Source organism: Bacillus sp. NPDC094077 (assembly GCF_050279465.1).
Lineage (GTDB): Bacteria > Bacillota > Bacilli > Bacillales > Bacillaceae_G > Bacillus_A.
The window spans coordinates 179,743-198,684 of the sequence record NZ_JBNNUF010000004.1 but is presented as its reverse complement, the minus strand read 5'-3'; the positions used below and the strand labels follow the sequence as shown (position 1 = coordinate 198,684).

General features: G+C 37.7%; 18 protein-coding genes. 4 read left to right on the top strand and 14 right to left on the bottom strand.

Features of this window, described 5'->3' with window-relative positions; all coding sequences use genetic code 11:
• Nucleotides 1-52: 52 nt before the first annotated feature.
• From ACQKNR_RS12715 to ACQKNR_RS12705, 3 genes are all read right to left on the bottom strand, one after another.
• On the bottom strand, nt 53-280 hold the full coding sequence (locus tag ACQKNR_RS12715; protein WP_427318249.1) for a hypothetical protein: 228 nt from the start codon (nt 278-280) through the stop codon (nt 53-55).
• A gap of 151 nt (nt 281-431) precedes the next feature.
• Complete coding sequence (locus ACQKNR_RS12710) at nt 432-629, bottom strand: helix-turn-helix transcriptional regulator (protein WP_427318248.1); 198 nt, start codon at nt 627-629, stop codon at nt 432-434.
• Nucleotides 630-752: 123 nt separating this feature from the next.
• Nucleotides 753-1,775, bottom strand: a complete 1,023-nt coding sequence (locus ACQKNR_RS12705; protein WP_427318247.1) for a YeiH family protein — start codon at nt 1,773-1,775, stop codon at nt 753-755.
• Between the two features lie 152 nt (nt 1,776-1,927).
• Here ACQKNR_RS12705 and ACQKNR_RS12700 point away from each other — a divergent pair, with 152 nt between their 5' ends.
• The 4 genes from ACQKNR_RS12700 to abc-f all read left to right on the top strand — a co-directional run bounded on the left by ACQKNR_RS12700 (nt 1,928) and on the right by abc-f (nt 5,697).
• Nucleotides 1,928-2,821 carry a LysR family transcriptional regulator gene (locus ACQKNR_RS12700; RefSeq protein ID WP_427318246.1) on the top strand — a complete coding sequence of 298 codons (894 nt, stop codon included), beginning with the start codon at nt 1,928-1,930 and terminating at the stop codon, nt 2,819-2,821.
• Nucleotides 2,822-2,872: 51 nt separating this feature from the next.
• On the top strand, nt 2,873-3,241 hold the full coding sequence (locus tag ACQKNR_RS12695) for a MerR family transcriptional regulator (RefSeq protein ID WP_427318245.1): 369 nt from the start codon (nt 2,873-2,875) through the stop codon (nt 3,239-3,241).
• A 4-nt stretch (nt 3,242-3,245) separates the two neighbouring features.
• Entirely contained in the window at nt 3,246-3,791 is a 546-nt protein-coding gene (locus ACQKNR_RS12690; protein WP_427318244.1) for a flavodoxin family protein, read from the top strand.
• A 271-nt stretch (nt 3,792-4,062) separates the two neighbouring features.
• Complete coding sequence (gene abc-f / locus ACQKNR_RS12685; protein WP_427318243.1) at nt 4,063-5,697, top strand: ribosomal protection-like ABC-F family protein; 1,635 nt, start codon at nt 4,063-4,065, stop codon at nt 5,695-5,697.
• A 299-nt stretch (nt 5,698-5,996) separates the two neighbouring features.
• Here abc-f and ACQKNR_RS12680 read toward each other — a convergent pair whose 3' ends face one another.
• The 11 genes from ACQKNR_RS12680 to cspC all read right to left on the bottom strand — a co-directional run bounded on the left by ACQKNR_RS12680 (nt 5,997) and on the right by cspC (nt 18,894).
• On the bottom strand, nt 5,997-6,308 hold the full coding sequence (locus ACQKNR_RS12680) for a YbjQ family protein (protein ID WP_000637527.1): 312 nt from the start codon (nt 6,306-6,308) through the stop codon (nt 5,997-5,999).
• A gap of 67 nt (nt 6,309-6,375) precedes the next feature.
• On the bottom strand, nt 6,376-8,091 hold the full coding sequence (locus tag ACQKNR_RS12675; RefSeq protein WP_427318242.1) for an ABC transporter ATP-binding protein: 1,716 nt from the start codon (nt 8,089-8,091) through the stop codon (nt 6,376-6,378).
• A 224-nt stretch (nt 8,092-8,315) separates the two neighbouring features.
• A complete protein-coding gene (locus ACQKNR_RS12670; protein ID WP_427318241.1) occupies nt 8,316-9,518 on the bottom strand; it encodes a PDZ domain-containing protein in 1,203 nt (400 codons plus the stop codon).
• 91 nt (nt 9,519-9,609) lie between these two features.
• Complete coding sequence (locus ACQKNR_RS12665) at nt 9,610-11,094, bottom strand: S41 family peptidase (RefSeq protein ID WP_427318435.1); 1,485 nt, start codon at nt 11,092-11,094, stop codon at nt 9,610-9,612.
• Nucleotides 11,095-11,165: 71 nt separating this feature from the next.
• Nucleotides 11,166-12,059, bottom strand: coding sequence for a permease-like cell division protein FtsX (gene ftsX, locus ACQKNR_RS12660; protein WP_427318240.1), 894 nt, complete (start codon nt 12,057-12,059; stop codon nt 11,166-11,168).
• Nucleotides 12,049-12,735, bottom strand: coding sequence for a cell division ATP-binding protein FtsE (gene ftsE, locus ACQKNR_RS12655; protein WP_193412810.1), 687 nt, complete (start codon nt 12,733-12,735; stop codon nt 12,049-12,051). The genes ftsX and ftsE overlap by 11 nt, the downstream gene beginning before the upstream one ends.
• 320 nt (nt 12,736-13,055) lie before the next feature.
• Nucleotides 13,056-13,379, bottom strand: coding sequence for a cytochrome c551 (cccB, locus tag ACQKNR_RS12650; RefSeq protein ID WP_193412809.1), 324 nt, complete (start codon nt 13,377-13,379; stop codon nt 13,056-13,058).
• Between the two features lie 436 nt (nt 13,380-13,815).
• Nucleotides 13,816-14,914, bottom strand: a protein-coding gene (gene prfB / locus ACQKNR_RS12645; protein ID WP_096001716.1) for a peptide chain release factor 2 whose coding sequence is annotated in 2 segments (ribosomal slippage) — nt 13,816-14,841 and nt 14,843-14,914 — 1,098 coding nt in all. Because the reading frame shifts where the segments join, the coding sequence is not laid out codon by codon here.
• 132 nt (nt 14,915-15,046) lie between these two features.
• On the bottom strand, nt 15,047-17,554 hold the full coding sequence (gene secA / locus ACQKNR_RS12640) for a preprotein translocase subunit SecA (protein WP_427318239.1): 2,508 nt from the start codon (nt 17,552-17,554) through the stop codon (nt 15,047-15,049).
• 277 nt (nt 17,555-17,831) lie between these two features.
• Entirely contained in the window at nt 17,832-18,374 is a 543-nt protein-coding gene (gene hpf / locus ACQKNR_RS12635; RefSeq protein WP_427318238.1) for a ribosome hibernation-promoting factor, HPF/YfiA family, read from the bottom strand.
• Nucleotides 18,375-18,696: 322 nt separating this feature from the next.
• Nucleotides 18,697-18,894 (bottom strand): cold shock protein CspC, encoded by a 198-nt coding sequence (gene cspC, locus ACQKNR_RS12630; RefSeq protein ID WP_001990088.1) that lies wholly within the window; start codon nt 18,892-18,894, stop codon nt 18,697-18,699.
• Nucleotides 18,895-18,942: the final 48 nt, after the last annotated feature.

Sequence of the window (18,942 nt, the reverse complement as noted above, 5' to 3'; positions counted from 1 at the left end):
CCTTTGTTAAAAAAATACAAAAAGCTGTTTATACTCTTTGTATAAACAGCTTTTACGAAAATAGCCCTTTCTGTATAGCGCGCCCGCAAAATAAAATAAGCGCTCCAACAACAACACCCGTTGCCGTTTTATGATAATGAGCTGATAGTAATAAATAATACGATAAACCGACAGTACCAATCACAATACAAATACTTGGCACTGGATTAAAAGAAAAATTTTGCATTCCCCAAAGAAGTGCAAATATAGCTGTAGCGACACATAACACAGGTAATCCCATTCCGCTTCCCCTTTATATATCTATTTGCTGGTCTTTGTTACTAATACACTCATTAATGCCATACTAATTAATAAACCAAAACCAACCCTTATATATTTAAACGCTTAATCTAATTGAAATCTCTCAAACTTATCATTTATTTTCTCTTCCCTTACTCCAGTGTAAATATTTCCTCCACCTTCCTCCCAAAATATTTGGCGATTTTTAGGGATAACTCTAGACTCGGATTGTAATGGTGGTTTTCAATCGCCACAATCGTCTGACGCGTCACCTGCATCGCCTTTGCCAGTTCAACTTGTGTTATATGATTTTGCTTTCTTAATTCCTTAATTTTATTTTTTACACCCATAGGCTCCACCTTCAAAAGTAAAGATATCTTTACTTAAATTATAAATATTTTCCAAATACAAGCAAAGACATCTTTACAAAAAAAGGTAAAAAAAGAGACATCTTATAAGATGCCTCTTTGCTACTACATAAATCCTAATGTCCATACAAGAACGTATCCAAGAACCGATAAGCAAACCGAGCCAATCAGACCTGCCACAAATGCTTTGCTTCCTAATTTGCGGAACGTTTTAAACTCCACATTTAAACCGAGACCTGCCATCGCCATTGCGATAAGCATGTACGCAATTATTACAATATATCCGGCAACAGCTTCTGGAATCACTCCAAGTGAATGCACCGCACTCATCGCTAAAAATCCGAAGATGAACCATGGAATTGGGAGGTCACGCCAAGAACCTTTTTCTTTGCTTCCCTCGCTCTTGCCAAACCATAATCCAATTAAAATTGCTACTGGCACAAGCATCGCAACACGTGTTAATTTCACGATAACTGCAATATCTACAGCCGTGCTACCGCCTGGTGCCGCAGCTGCGATGACATGAGCGATTTCATGCAGCGTCGCTCCCGAGAATACACCGTAACCGTACGGAGATAAGCCAAGCACTGGATATAATAGCGTATAAATAAGCGTAAATATCGTACCTAAAATAGCAATGATTGCGGCGCCAACCGCCGTTTCATCGTCCTTCGCTTTTACTTGCGGTGCAATTGCAACGACCGCAGCCGCGCCACAAATCGCCGTTCCGCACGCTGTTAAAATCCCAAGTTTTTTTTCTACTTTAAATACTTTCGTTAATCCGTATACAACGAAAATGGTAAATGTAATAACAATCGCTGCGATGACCAATACTTTTGGCCCCGCCTTCGCAATATCAACAAGATTTAATCGCATTCCAAGTAAGATAATCCCAAAGCGGAGCAACTTCTTACTCGCAAAGTTTGTCCCTGCTATCGCTTCATAAGGAACTCCAATCGCTGCACGCCAAACCATCCCAATTAGAATAGCAATCACTAATTGTCCCATAATATTTAAAAATGGAAGCTCTGCTAAGTATTTCGCGACAATGGCGATTAATAACGTAATCCCAATACCTTGCGAAAATCCAAAGCGCTTCTTCTTTTGTATAACAAGTGTTTGTTCCACCTTGTACCACCCCAATAATCATATTGGAACATGCATGTTCTTTCTACTTACATTATAAGAGAGTTTCTATAATAAGTTTAATACCAATATTAAATCTCTATCATCAGAAATACTTATGATAAGATGAAAGAAAAACGAAAGGATACCGACAAATGAACGTAGATATTTTAAAAATCTTTGTTACTGTCGTTGAGCAAAAACATTTCTCTCGTGCAGCAGAACTATTAAACCTTTCGCAGCCAGGCGTAAGCATGCACATTCGCAACCTGGAAAATGAATTTGGGACTACACTTATTCAGCGCTCCCCAAAGCATGTCCAAGTTACGGAAGCTGGAAACATATTATACATACATGCAAAGCAAATGCTCTCTCTTTACGAAGATGCAAAACAGGAAATTAACGAGTTACATAACGTTGTAACAGGAACACTTCGCATCGGCGCTAGTTTTACAATTGGCGAATACTTGCTTCCGAAAATACTCGCTAACTATGCCAATGAAAATCCGCACGTCGAAGTTCATACCTTTATCTCTAATACGGAAGAAGTTTTGCAAAGCCTTCGCTCTAATCAAATTGATATTGGCTTAGTGGAAGGGCAAGTCGTATATGCTGATGTGGACGTTGAAACGTTTATGCAAGACGAAATGAAGCTCGTCGTCCCGCCAAACCATCCATTGCTCCGTACCAAGGAAATAAATAAAAGTACCCTCCAAGACCAAGTATGGGTACTAAGAGAAAGCGGTTCTGGGACACGCGCCTATAGCGATCGTTTTATTCATCAACACCATTTAAAAATGAGACGATTCTTTACATTCAGTAGTATTCAAAGTGTAAAGGAAGCAGTTAGTGCCGGGCTTGGCATCGCTATACTTTCAGATTGGACTGTAAGAAAGGAATTACTAGCAAAAGAACTATTCCACGTCGAAGTTCCAAATGAAAAACTAATCCGCCCATTCTCCATCGTGCGCGGCAAATACTTCATCCCGTCTAAAGCCATTCAAGTGTTTTTAAATCATGTAAATTCTTTTGCAAAAAAACAGAGTTGACCTTTACATTAATGTGAAGGTTTACAATACATGTACAAGGAGTGAAACACATTGCGAATCGGGGAGTTATCAAAAGAAACTGGCGTTAGCGAAAGATCACTAAGGCATTACGAAGAAAAGGGATTACTTCCTTCGAAGCGCCTCGCAAATGACTATCGTGATTTCGACGAAAGTGCCATTGAAAAAGTAGAACTTATCCAAATGTACTTACAGCTTGGCTTAAATTTAGAAGAGACTGCAAGAATGCTACGTTGCCTCGAAATCGAGCCGCACCTGTATGAAAATCCATGCAGCAGTATCCTTGCACTTTACGAAGATAAACTCAATGAGGTAACGAGACAAATTGCGCTACTTTCCAACATTCAAACGAATCTACAAAAACACGTTTCACTCCTAAAACAAGCAAAAGAAAAGGGATGATTACATGTTTGTTATACATGGAAGTTCAAGACAAAACGGAAATACAGAAGCTTTAACGCACATGATAGTTGACGGAATTGAAACAGAACAAATTTACTTGCGTGATCATATCATCCACCCAATTACAGACCAGCGCCATGATGCAGAAGGATTTCAACCTGTAAATGATGACTATCAACAGTTAATTGAGTGTATGCTAGAGTACGACACGATTATCTTGGCTACACCGCTATACTGGTACGGAATGAGCGGCCACATGAAAAACTTCGTTGATCGCTGGTCACAAAGCTTGCGTGATACATCTCTTCATTTCAAAGAAAAAATGAAAGGTAAAAAAATGTACGTTGTCATCGTTGGTGGAGATAATCCGAAACTGAAGGCATTGCCACTTATCGTCCAGTTCCAATATATCTTTGATTTTGTTGGTTCTTCATTTGAAGGGTATGTTATTGGTGATGCGAACGGATTAAACGAAATCCAAAATGATGCTGAAGCACTCGCAAAAGCACAATTGTATAATAATAAATTCAAAAATAGCAAACAGAAATAAGTTTGACAAATCCATTTGTATGCGCATACAATAAAAATAATCTTATGAAAGGAAGGTACTTTGACTAATGAAGTTCTAATTCTCTTATTTATTTCATCCATCACAAATAGTGAACAAAAATGATGAAAACTAGCAGAGGATTAGTCTGTCCATTTGTCGATACTTTCTTTCGAAACGATCATGTAAAAATATGTGCATCGCTTATTTATGTACGATTTTTACATGCAAGGGCGACGTTTATCCTCTCTAGTGAAACTAGGGAGGTTTTTTTATGACTATTTTATTCGCACGTAATATTGAAAAGAGCTTTGGTAATCGCACCCTATTTACGTTACCATCACTGGAAATTCAAGCAAACGATCGTATAGGAATTGTCGGAGTCAACGGAGCTGGAAAATCTACGTTACTACAAATATTAAGTAAAGAAATAGAAGCTGACAAAGGTACAGTAACTCATCATAGTTCTATCGCCATTATCCCTCAGCTTAGCGAGGAACTACCTGAAACTGCTTCTTCTCTCGCAAAAGGAAAATGGAGTATTTCAAACGTTGCAGATTCAATGAGCGGCGGCGAACGAATGCGCCTAAAGATTGCCCATGCTCTCGAACAAGATGCAGGCATTCTATTCGCTGATGAACCAACAAGCCACTTAGATATGTCCGGTACAGAGCAATTAGAAAAGACACTTTTATCTTATAAAGGGGCCATTGTTTTAATATCACATGATCGCGATTTTTTAGATACTATATGTACAAAAATTATCGAAATCGAAGACGGCACTATTCAAGAGTATAAAGGGAATTATTCAAACTATCGAAAGCAAAAAGAACGTGAGCGAGTACAAAAGCAAGCAGAGTACGAACAATATATACAAGAAAAAAATCGTTTAGAGCAGTCGATTTTACAAAGAACGCAACGCGCTTCTAGTATGACAAAAGTCCCAACGCGGTTCAGTTCATCTGAATCTAAACTTTATAAATTAAGTGGGGCACATGGCCAAGAAAATGTTAGCAAAGCAGCAAAAGCATTAGAGACACGTCTCGAAAAATTAGAAAAGAAAGAAAAGCCAAAGGATCTTTCTCAAGCCCAGTTTGACGTGCAATACCATGCACCCATTCATAGTAAAGTGGTGGTACAGTTTAATAAAGCAACAAAGAAAATAGGTGACCGCACACTATTTAAAAATATGAGTGGGACTATTGCCCCTGGTGCAAAACTTGCTATTTTAGGCGCAAACGGAAGCGGAAAAACAACTTTGTTCAACATGCTTCTCGCAAACGGACGCGGCATTCAGCTTTCGAAAAGTTGTAAAATTGGATACTTTGAACAAACACTATCCATTTTGAAAACAGATAAAACAATTTTAGAAAATGTTCTAGAAGAAACAAACTATACAGAGTCGTTCGTTCGAACAATACTTGCACGGCTTCTATTCCGCCGTGAAGATGTTCATAAACCTGTGCACGTTTTAAGTGGCGGTGAACGAATGAAGGTTGCACTCGCAAAAGTATTTTTAGGAAACTATAATATACTTCTGCTTGATGAACCGACAAACTATTTAGATTTAACAACACAGGAAGAATTAGAAAGCATGTTACAAGAGTATCCTGGTACTATACTTTTCATTAGCCATGACCGTGCCTTTATTCGTTCTGTTGCGGACCACATTCTACAAGTAGACGCGAGCGAACCGAGAATATTCCATGGCAATTACGAGCGATACACAAAAAGAACCACCCAAGCTTCTGTAAACGTTACTGAACAAGAATTATTACGATTACAAACAAAATTAACAGAAATCATCAGCCGGATTTCTATACCAAATCATTACGATGACATCACATTTCTCGAGCAAGAATACGAAAAATTATTAGTCCAAATTCAAAAATGTAAAGAAGCGCTCTAATGTCTTCCCTATATATCGACGGGATTTTCCGCATTTCCCAAGAAATATTGAGGCTTCGACATAGAATATCGGCCTACTTATAATGTTAGACACGATAACAGCATCAATAATAACAAAAAGCCGTGCACCAGCACGGCTTTTCATTTTATCCCGCTATTTGTGGGCAGTAAGACTCCCACCTCAAAATTCAGCTTGGGCAAAGAAGTTAGGTGGGAGTCGGGCTGCCCGTAAACGCCCGATTGGTGAGGGCTGATAATCAGTGGGGGATGAACAAAACCCCCACTGATTAAAGTTTCACTTTATATACGGACAGCAGTTCCACTCACCGCAACCATTAGCATCCCTTCGCGAACGACTTCGTAGTCCACGTCGATACCAACAATAGCGTTCGCGTTTTTTTGTCTTGCGAGAGTTTTCATCTCTTCCATTGCGATGTCGCGCGCTTCTTTTAATTTACTTTCATAAGCACCTGAACGACCACCGACAACGTCACGGACAGAAGCGAAAAGGTCACGAACGATATTCGCACCCATAATTGCTTCTCCATTCACGATATCAACATACTCAATAATTTCTTTTCCTTGAATTGTAGACGTTGTTGTTACAATCATACTCTTTAGCCTCCCATATGAGATTTCCACCTACTTATATGGTGTGCCAATTCAGTAAAAATTATATTTACGAACTAAACTGTGCTTCGTATAATCTACTATATCCTCCGCCTCGCTCAATTAGTTCCTCATGCGAACCTTGTTCTGTAATACCTTCTTTATTAACAACGACGATGCGATCTGCATTTTTAATCGTTGCAAGTCTATGGGCAATTACTAATGTTGTACGACCAACAGATAGTTCTGCAAGCGATTTTTGAATCGCAAGTTCCGTCTCTGTATCTAATGCGGAAGTGGCTTCATCTAAAATTAAAATTGGCGGGTTTTTCAAGAACATACGAGCAATTGCCAGACGCTGCTTCTGTCCACCTGAAAGTTTTACGCCGCGCTCACCGATAACGGTATCTAAACCATCTGGCTGCGAGTAAATTAAATCTTCTAACTGTGCCCTCTTTACCGCCTTCCAAATGTCAGCCTCTGATGCTTTTAAATTCCCGTAAGCGATATTTTCACGAATTGTTCCTGAGAATAAGAACACATCTTGTTGCACAATTCCAATTTGTTTACGAAGTGAAGATAACGTCATCTCTTTCGTATCAATTCCATCAATTTGAATCGATCCAGATGATTGCTCATAAAAGCGTGGTAATAAACTACATAACGTCGTTTTTCCAGCTCCTGATGGTCCAACGAAAGCAACTGTTTCACCAGCATGGATTTTCAAACTAATATCATTTAAAATCGGTTCTTTGTTTTCATATCCAAACGTAATGTTGTTATATTGAATATCACCATGTACATGTTTTACTTCCATTGCATTTTTCGAGTCTACAATATCAGGCTCTGTTTCAAGAAGTTCTACATACCTTTTAAAACCTGCGATTCCTTTCGGATAACTTTCAATCACCGCATTAATCTTCTCAATTGGGCGGAAGAAAATATTCGTTAATAAGACGAATCCGATAAACCCACCATACGTTAACTCACCTTGCAGAACAAACCATGTGCCACATATTAATACGAAGAGCGTTACGAGACGCATGAGCATGTAGCTAATAGATGAGTTGAGTGCCATAATTTTATACGCCATTAATTTCGTTGTACGGAAACGAGCGTTGTTTACAGCGAATTGCTCTTTCTCAAACTTTTCATTTCCGAATGCTTGTACAACGCGAATACCACCGACGTTATTTTCAATACATGCATTGAAATCAGCAACGTCTGAGAATAATCGTCTAAACGTACCCGTCATTTTTTTATTGAAGTAAAGTGCCAACCATAATAAAAATGGAATTACGAAGAATGTTAGTAGCGCTAACTTCCAGTTAATCATCATCATAAATGAGAATGCCCCAACTAAAGTCATAATAGCGATAAATAAATCTTCTGGTCCATGGTGTGCAATTTCCCCAATTTCCATTAAATCGTTTGTAAGACGTGAAATTAAATGACCTGTTTTATTATTATCAAAAAATCTGAATGATAGCTTTTGAATATGATCAAATAATTTTTGCCTCATATCTGTTTCAATGTTAACACCAAGCATATGTCCCCAATATGTAACGACATATTGTAAACCTGCATTTAACATATAAACTGCAAGTAAACCAAAGCAAGCCCATAAAATAAGCGTCCAGTTTTGTCCTGGCAATAGCTTATCGATAAATTGGTTTACGATAAGTGGAAAGCCAAGTTCTAGTAACCCTGCGATAACTGCGCAAGAAAAGTCGAGTATAAATAAACCTTTGTACGGTTTATAGTAAGAAAAAAATTTACGAAGCATATCTTCCCTCCATTTTCTAAAATTAAAAAGACTCTCTAAATGATAACCATTATCAAATAATTATTCAAGTTATTCGTCTATGAAACTAAAAATGAGGTTTGCAGTAGTTGTCGTTTTTGCTAGAAAGTCGATATATTCAAATAATCACCGATATAAATTTCATTTACTACCTATCCCCCCAAAAACTAAAAAGGTGTCACCTAGTGGTGACACCCTCATTTTTATTACATCGCTTCCGAATCCCACTCATGCTCCTGCTGAACGAATACAATACCTAACTCATGATGTCCTCCAGCATATAATGCTGTTTGAGCAAGACGGAGCTCACCATTTGTATCTACTACTTCTAATTTACAAAAAGCTCCTGTTGTCTTCGTTTGAAGTGCATCATAAAATTCCTCAGCACTCCTCGGAACGACACCATTTACTTTTGTAACGATTTCTCCAGGCAGCAACTTCAGCTCTGCTCCAATTGTATTTGGAATTGTATCTAATACAACAAGTCCGTCATTACGTGCGGCAAAATATGCTGGTCTTGTCTCATCAGCGATTTTTTCTTGCATCGAGATCGTGAAACGTCCAAGCATCGCGACTCCCATCGCAATAATAGCAAGTACGTGCCACCAATAACTTACAATTCCTAAAACAAGCACAAGTCCAGCTAATCCATAAACACGTCTTCCTGTAAATAATAAAGCTTCCGTCGGCTCATAACTTCTAATCTTTCTCATAAATCCAATTAAAAATGGAACGAGGAATAGAGAATATGTATTTGAACCTATTGAAACGACAGGCCACCATGAAATAAACTGGGTTACCGCATCACCCGGTACAAGAATAAAAATCGGAATGATCCATAAACGCTTCGATTCATGTAAACCAATCTTTAACCCACGTTTCCCCTTCCTAATCCTCGGTGTAGAATATCCCACCGCGTTTTTAGAAATCAATAAGCCCTCTACAACAAGCATGATGCCCAGTAAAATAGCAAGAGATACAATCGTTCCCTCTTCACCTTCTCCAAGCTGTAAGAAGGAAACTGGCATCTTAGAAGACAATAGAACACATACAATCGCAATACTAAACGTATAAGCTGCTGATAAATATCGATACATAGCAGTTAATCCAAATAATAACGTCCAAAGTAAAATGGCCCATAAGCTCGCTTTAGAAACAACAAGTCCAAGCCCAATCGTAATAATAGATACGACTAATCCGTATCCAATTCCTGCAAATAGAGATGTTCGCAGTTCAAACCAAATATCATAAACTTTAAAAGAAAAATCTTTTCTTTCTCGTAACATACGTAAGTATCCAACGAAAATACTACTTATTAAAAATACATAGACAGCAGGGTGTAAGAAAAAACGTCCAACTGCCCGCATTATTTCAAAAAGCCATGCCTCCACGAGCTCATTCACCACCATTTATATCATTCTTTCTTTTTATCTTATCATAACTGGACAAACGTTTGTTTAACACAAAAAAATACAGGCAATAAAATGCCTGTATTTCTTCTTATTTTGCCATTAATTTTAATGCTGATTGTAATTGTAAATCATTTTCTCCAGAACGGATTTTTTCAATAATTTTAGTCTGGATTGCCTCAGCTGTCTTTTTATCAAGCTGTCCTGTCGCTTCCATCTCATTCGCATTTTGGAATGCTTTCAGTGCTGATTCTGTCTCTTTACTAAAGTAGCCATCTTCACGACCTGGTACATAACCTAAGCTTTTCAGCATCTCTTGTGCATGCTTCACTTGCACATCATTTGAATTGTATGAAAGTGTTTTTTCAATTTGAATTGGCGTCGCATGGTAGTAATCTGGTTGTTTCACTTCTACAGTTGGCTTGATTCCTTTTTTATGAATCCAGTTTCCATCTGGAGTTAACCATTTGAACATCGTTAATTTAATGTTACTGCCATCTTTAAACGGAACGGCTTGCTGAACAGTTCCTTTACCAAACGTTGTTTCACCAATTAAATCGTAACCTTCTCCTTCTTTCAGCGCGCCAGCTAAAATTTCCGAAGCAGAGGCACTTCCTTTATCAATCAATACTGAGATTGGATATGGTTTTCTCTCTTTCAACTCTGTAGAGAATTTCTTTTTCTCACCATTTCGCTGCTCTACTTGCAGCATTGGCTTTTTATTCGTCATAATCTCTCCTAGTATATCTTCTACACTATTTAAGTAGCCACCAGGATTACCACGCACGTCAATAACTAAGCCTTTTATATTTTTCTTCTCTAACTCTTTTAACTGATCCTTAAATTCTTTCGCTGTATTTTCGGCGAAGGAAGTGATTTGCATATAACCAATATCTTTTCCGTTCTCTTTTTTCACAGAACTAAATACCGTGAAGATTGGAATTTTCTCACGCTTAATTTTAAATACAATCGGATCAGTCACTCCTGCACGTTTAATTTCAATTGCGACAGTCGTTCCCTTTTTACCACGAATTTTTAATACTGCTTCTTCACGTGATAAGTCTTTCACACTGTTTCCATCTACAGATAAAATTTGGTCATTCGGTTTAATTCCTATCTTTTCTGCTGGTGAACCTTTAATTGGCGATACGATAATGAGCTTACCGTCCGTCTTATTCACCTCAGCCCCAATCCCCTCTAGCTCAGGATCAAGTGATTCACTAAACTGTTTGGCTGTTTCTTTATCCATATACGTGGAATAAGGGTCCTTCAGCGTAGACAACATGCCTTGTATTGCACCTTCGACTAACTTGTCATCTTTCACGTCTTCCACATAACGTGAATCAATTAGTGCATATGCCTCATTAATTTTTGCCAAATTCCCTTGCGTTGTGCTAGCGTTTCCACTCGAAATTGTTTGCGTTACTTCTGCTGGATTAACCCCAAATAAAGACATTCCTGCAAACATTCCGCCAGCACCAATTAAAAATGCAACAACCATTCCAATAATTGCAACTCTACGTTTCAATGCGGAATTCCCCTTTCCAAAACACACAGGTGGTGTAGCAAAAGGCATCACACAGTGTGTGATGCCTTTAACCTATTTCTACTATATGATAAGCTTGTACGAATTATGTTTGCAACTTTTTATACTTTTAAGAAGCGACGAATTGACATTACACTTCCCCACATACCGATTAACGCACCGATTAACACTAATAAACCAGCTAATTGGAATACGAATGGGCTGTATGGTAGAAGCTCGAAAATTGTTCCGCCAAGTTTTTCATTAAACACACCTTGCAGCGAATTATACGTCACTAAAATTAGACCAATTGGAATAATTGATCCTAATACTCCTAGGAATAATCCTTCTAGCAAGAACGGCCAACGAATAAACCAGTTTGTTGCACCTACAAGTTTCATAATTTCAATCTCAGTACTACGAGCATAAATTGTAATTTTAATTGTATTAGAGATTAAGAACATCGCTGTGAATAAAAGACCTGCAATTAACGCAATCCCGATATTACGTCCTGTTTTTACAGTATCAAATAATTTTTCAACTTGACCTTTACCGTATTGAACGTTACTTACAAACTGCATTTTTTCAATCTTTTTCGCAATTGTTGCTGTATCTGTTGGCTCTTTCGCTTTTACAACAAATACGTTTTTCAGTGGATTATCTTGCTCAAATAATTCGAACGTTTTTCCACTATCGCCTAAGCTCTTAATTAAACGTTTCAACTCTTCTTCTTTAGAAGAATATTTAATAGACTCTACTTTCGAAATCTTATTCATATCTTCTTCTAATTTCTTTTGATCAGCTTCTTTTGCTGCTGGATCAATGTGTACACGAATCTCTACATCTTGCTCTACCTTCGTCGCAAAATGGTTCATATTCATAATGGCTGTCAAAAAGACACCTACAAGTAATAATGTAACTGTTACTGCACTAACAGAAGCAAACGTCATCCATCCGTTACGGGATAGATTTTTTACACCTTCTCGCAAATGTCGACTAAGGGTCTTAGCCTTCATATCCGTATCCTCCCTCAATCTCGTCTCGAACAATTTTTCCGCCTTCAATCGCGATTACACGATGACGAAGCGTATTTACGATATCTGCGTTATGCGTCGCCATAACAATCGTTGTACCGCGTTCATTAATACGCGTGAAAATCTTCATAATATCAAGAGCTGTTTCAATATCTAAGTTACCTGTTGGTTCATCGGCAATTACAACCTTTGGTCTATTAACAATCGCTCTTGCAATAGCCACACGTTGTTGCTCTCCACCTGAAAGTTCGCTTGGAAGTGCGTCTGCACGATCATCTAGACCCACTAGTCCTAACACTTCAGTAACGCGCTCACGGATCGCATCCGGTTCTTCTTCAATTACTTCTAAAGCAAACGCAACATTTTCATATACCGTTAATTTAGGTAGCAATTTAAAATCTTGGAAAATCACGCCTAATTGACGACGGAAATATGGAACATCTCTTTCTGCCAATGTTTCAATAGTAAGTCCATTTACATTAATAGATCCTGTAGATGGCTTTTCTTCACGGTACATCATTTTAATAAATGTAGATTTTCCGGCTCCACTCGGTCCAACTACGTATACGAATTCACCTTGTTTAATGTTAACTGTGAGACCAGCAATGGCTTTCATACCATTCGGGTACTCCTTATAAACATTCGTCATTTTTATCATTATTTATCACCCAATACTTAATGATTTTTTTCGAAATACTTTTTTGTACATGTGAAAATAAAAAGGAATCCCTTATTTTCATCTGACCATTCTTGTTGAAGGCAGCTTACTTACATGCTTTTTATTCGCACTGCTACTCTATGTAATATATTTCAGCAAAATTCTACAAACCTCATTGTAACATCAAACGGTTTCCAATTCGGATACATTTTTGTTACAGTTATGTTACATTCCAGAAAAAGGAAAACGAGTTGTTATAGTTCTTACCCAAAGTCATTTTTGGATAAGATTATATAATCAACTCGTCCATTTTCCCCTTTTTATTTATGTTCAGCTAACCATTCAGCTACTTTTTTCGCGTCCTCACCTTGAATAAGTCCTGGTGACATTGAACCGCGGCCTTTTTTAATAATTTCTTCGATATCTGCAGCTTCGTACTTACCGCCTACTTTTCTTAAATCAGGTCCAGTTGCCCCTGATAAATCTGTCGCGTGACATCCCGCACAACTTCTTTGGAAAATTTGTTCTGCGCTATCTGTGCTTGCAGACTGATTCGAAGACTTACTCTCTTCTTTATTTCCACATGCTCCTAAAGCAAAAACGACTGATGTCCCCAGCGCAATAGCCAACAATTTCTTTTTCAATTCTATCGCTCCCCATTGTTGATATTCTTTTCATTCCTAACACACTCATTTTCATTATAAGCATTATCTTTATATAGAAAAACTAAGGTATATTTCATATTCTTGAAAAATACAGTGAGAACCCTAATAAAATAAAGCTTTCATAAGTTGTTTCAATTCTGTGAACAACGTAGAAACTTCTATAAAGAACCTTTTTTAAAAAGGAAAATTAGAAAAGTTCTACATACAGCCCCACTCTATTACTGCTCTGTTTTACTATTCTCTACTTTTTACAAAACAATATACAGCATTGTATGCTACATATAATCCCATCAAAAAGAGAAGTTGTCGTTTCCAACTTCTCTTCCTCTTTACTTCATCCATATAAATAAAATAAAACTCTTTATATCCTCTATTGTCCTCAGCATGTGCCAACAATTTTGTTGGCCTTTTCTCTTTAGATGCGAGAACGTAAGTAAGCATCAATAAATGGATCAATTTCTCCATCCATAACTGCTTGTACGTTACCAACCTCTGTATTTGTACGGTGGTCTTTCACAAGAGAATACGGGTGGAATACGTAAGAACGGATTTGGCTACCCCATCCGATTTCTTTTTGTTCGCCGCGGATTTCATCTAACTCCGCTTGTTGCTCTTCTAATTTCTTTTGATATAATTTCGCTTTTAACATTTTCATCGCGTGCTCACGGTTTTTAATTTGTGAACGCTCTGACTGACACGTTACAACCGTATTTGTCGGTGTATGCGTAATACGAACTGCTGAATCTGTCGTATTTACGTGCTGTCCACCTGCACCACTTGCGCGGTACGTATCAATTTTCAAGTCTTCTGTACGTACTTCAATTTCAACTTCATCATTGAACTCAGGTACAACTTCACAAGATACGAACGATGTATGACGACGGCCTGAAGAATCGAATGGTGAAATACGTACAAGACGATGTACACCTTTCTCTGCTTTTAAGTAACCGTAAGCGTTATGACCTTTAATTAATAAAGTAACGCTCTTAATACCAGCTTCATCACCTGGTAAGTAGTCAACCGTTTCTACTTTAAATCCACGTTTTTCAGCCCAGCGTGTGTACATACGTAATAACATAGAACCCCAGTCTTGTGACTCTGTTCCACCTGCACCTGGGTGTAATTCTAAAATCGCATTATTTTTATCATAAGGATCACTTAATAATAACTGAAGTTCATACTCATTCATTTCTTGAATTAAGCCTTTTACTTCTGATTCTAATTCCTCATGTAAATCTTCATCGTACTCTTCTTTTAAAAGTTCATGCGTTATTTCTAAGTTTTCAAATGTCTCGTCTAACTGACGGAACTTTCCAACCATATCTTTTAACGCATTTGCTTCGTTAATTACAGCTTGAGCACCTTGTTGGTCATCCCAAAATCCTGCACCCATCATTTTTTCTTCTAATTCTGCAATTTGTTTCTCCTTAGTAGGGAGGTCAAAGAGACCCCCTAAAAGCCGCTAATCTCTTAGCCATTTTCTCTAATTCCTGTCTAATTTCTACTAATTCCATTTCCTTCACCTCTATATAATTGCTGTTACTTTCGTATGAAAACAAGGGAAACTCTCTCCACTTATTACGGAGAGAGTTTAATCCTTTTCATGATATAAAAGTTTGCAAAGCAGTCTAAACTACCGCCCTGTATTACTTTCCAATACCACAGCAGTTTTTATATTTTTTACCACTACCACATTTACATAAATCATTGCGGCCCATTTGGTCACCTTTTACAACCGGTTTTTTCTTCGCTTCTTCGCCATCGCTAGATGGATGAACAGCTTCACCTTGAACAACTTCTTGACGCTCTAAGTTTTGTTCAATTTCAGCTTTCATAATGTAACGAGAGATTTCCTCTTCAATAGAAGCAATCATTGACTCGAACATTGCGAATCCTTCCATTTGATACTCACGAAGTGGATCGATTTGACCGTAAGCACGTAAATGAATACCTTCACGAAGATGATCCATCGCATCAATATGCTCTGTCCATTTCGTATCTACAACACGGAATACAACAACTTTTTCGAACTCACGCATTTGATCTTCAGGCATAAGCTTTTCTTTATCGTTGTAACGCTCTATTAATTTCGCGATAATTGGTTCGCTCATTTCCTCTGGAGCAAGGCGACGTAATTCTTCTTCTTTCACATCTCCTTCTTGCAGAAGGTTTGTATTTAAGTAGTCAACCAGACCTTTAATGTTCCAATCTTCTTCAATTTCCTCTTGTGTATGAAGTGCAACAGCGCGTTCTACTGTAGATTTCATCATACCTTCAATAATGTCACGTAAGTTTTCAGATTCCATTACTTCTTGACGTTGTTTGTAAATAACTTCACGTTGCTGACGAAGTACATCATCGTATTGTAGTAATTGCTTACGTGCATCATAGTTATTTCCTTCTACACGTTTTTGCGCAGATTCTACTGCACGAGAAACCATTTTACTTTCGATTGGCTGAGAATCATCCATACCAAGACGGTCCATCATTGATTTCATATTGTCAGAACCAAATCGGCGCATTAATTCATCTTCCATTGATAAGTAGAACTGCGTAACACCAGGGTCCCCTTGACGACCAGCACGACCACGTAACTGATTATCAATACGACGGCTTTCGTGACGTTCTGTACCGATAACTGCTAGACCAACGTTTTTAATATCGTCTCCAAGCTTAATATCTGTACCACGACCAGCCATGTTCGTCGCAATCGTTACAGCACCCTTAATACCAGCTTCCGCAATGATATCTGCTTCACGCGCATGGTTTTTCGCGTTTAAGATGTTATGGCGCACACCTTTACGTGTTAACATTTTTGAAATAAGCTCTGACGTTTCAATTGCAACTGTACCTACAAGAACGGGTTGCCCTTGTTTGTGACGGTTTACAATATCCTCAACAACGGCATTGAATTTACCTTCCATTGATTTAAAGATTAAATCAGCACGGTCATCACGAATAATCGGTTTGTTTGTCGGAATTACGATAACATTCATATTGTAAATGTTACGGAATTCTTCTTCTTCCGTTTTCGCTGTACCAGTCATACCAGATAACTTTTCGTACATACGGAAGTAGTTCTGGAATGTAATTGTCGCAAGCGTCATACTCTCATTTTGAATCTCTACGCCTTCTTTTGCTTCAATCGCTTGGTGTAAACCTTCGCTATAACGACGGCCCTTCATAAGACGACCAGTGAATTGGTCTACAATTACGATTTCGCCTTCTTGTACAACATAATCTGTATCGCGGTGCATAACAACATGCGCACGAAGCCCCTGATTAATATGGTGAAGAAGTGCTACATGTTTTAAATCGAATAAGTTTTCAATATGGAAAGCTTTCTCTGCTTTCGTAATACCATCTTCTGTTAACATTACATTTTTCGTTTTCACATCAAATGAATAATCTTTTTCATTTTCTAACGTACGAACAAATGCATTTGCAAACATGTATAGCTCTGTTGATTTTTGAGCCTGTCCAGAAATAATAAGCGGCGTACGTGCTTCATCGACTAAAATAGAATCGACTTCATCGATAATAGCAAAATGAAGTGGACGTTGAACGCACTGCTCTTTATATAAAACCATGTTATCACGTAAGTAATCGAATCCAAGTTCATTATTTGTGCTATACGTAATATCAGCAGCATAAGCCTCTTGTTTCTCTTCGCGTGACATACTGTTTAAGTTAATTCCTACCGTTAAGCCAAGGAACTCATGAAGTTGTCCCATTTCGCTCGCATCACGTTGTGCTAAGTATTCATTGACTGTAACAACGTGAACACCTTTTCCTGTTAATGCATTTAAATATACAGGTAATGTCGATGTTAACGTTTTACCTTCACCCGTTTTCATCTCAGAGATATTCCCTTCATGTAAGGCAATACCACCCATTAACTGTACGCCATACGGACGCATTCCAAGAACACGAGTTGCAGCTTCGCGAACAACCGCAAAAGCTTCAGGAAGTAGATCATCTACTGTCTCACCTTTTGTTAGACGTTCTTTAAATTCAAGCGTCTTTCCTTTTAATTGTTCATCAGTTAGCGGCTTAATAGATGGTTCTAGTGCATCAATTTGCTCAACTGTCTTCTGCATACGTTTAATTTGGCGTTGATTTACATCAAACACCTTTTTTAAAATACCGATCATAGGAAATACGCTCCTCTTTTTATTAAAATAAAACTTCCGATTGTTTATCTTTTTTCTCTATTACAATCAGTCGTTATAAAAATCAAATGTATGTTATGCCAATTTTTCTCCTAATTAAAAAAACTAAAATGTATATACCTAATGATAATTGTAACACTTGTCTTATAACTATGACAACAATCGTCCAAATGTCTCGTTCTAAATTAAGAAAAGATTTTTTAAAAATCTATTTTCAGCAAAAAAAAGCGCAGCCTCTTTCGGCTGCGCTTTCGAATTATTATTTTGTTTCGATTAAACCATATTTCCCATCTTTACGGCCGTATACAACATTAGTTTCATTTGTATCAGCATTTGTGAAGACGAAGAAATTATGTCCTAGCATATCCATTTGCAAGATTGCTTCTTCCACGTCCATCGGTTTTAAATCGAATCGTTTTGTACGTACAAGTTCTAATTCATCCTCTTCTACCTCATCCATAACAGCTACTGCTTCTGGAAGGATAAAGTTCGTTTTCACAGAACCCTTCTCACGTAATTTACGATTTACTTTTGTTTTATGTTTACGAATTTGTCGCTCAATTTTATCAACTACTAAATCAATCGCAGCGTACATATCGCTATTAGTTTCTTCTGCGCGAAGTAATAAATCAGGAAACGGAATTGTTACCTCGACACGTTGCTTGTCAGAGTATACTTTTAAATTAACTTTTATCTCTGGGAATGTATCAAAATAACGCTCTAACTTACTTAGCTTTTTCTCTACATATTCCTTTAATGCTGGAGTTACTTCAATATTTTCACCACGAATGTTGAATTTCATAGATGAATTCCTCCTTTCAAGCCTATGTACTATAATTTCGACACTGGCTTAAAAACTCCTTCTAACTTTTTTAAAAAAATTAGTGGAATTGCGATTTTTTTATCGTTTTTTGTTGAAATGAAAAGATGCATCGTTTCTATCTTTATTTTACCCTATTAACATCGTAGATAACGAATATAACTGTGGACAATTCGTTACAGAAAAGAAACAACTTTTTGACAACTCAACATATAACAAAAACCCCTTGTAAAAAACAAGAGGTTCTACTACATATATATAACGTTGCCACAAACGCAGCTCTCTCTTCCCAAAAACAATATCCTTACAACTTTACAACATTAGCCGCTTGTGGTCCACGTGCTCCATCTACAATGTCAAACTCTACTTGTTGCCCTTCTTCTAATGACTTATACCCATCTTGCTGAATGGCAGAAAAATGGACAAACACATCATCACCATCTTCGCGCTCAATAAACCCAAATCCCTTTTCTGCATTGAACCATTTCACTCTTCCTTGCATGTTCATTCCATTCCCTTCACTCTAAAAATCAGGGCATCTGCCCCATAT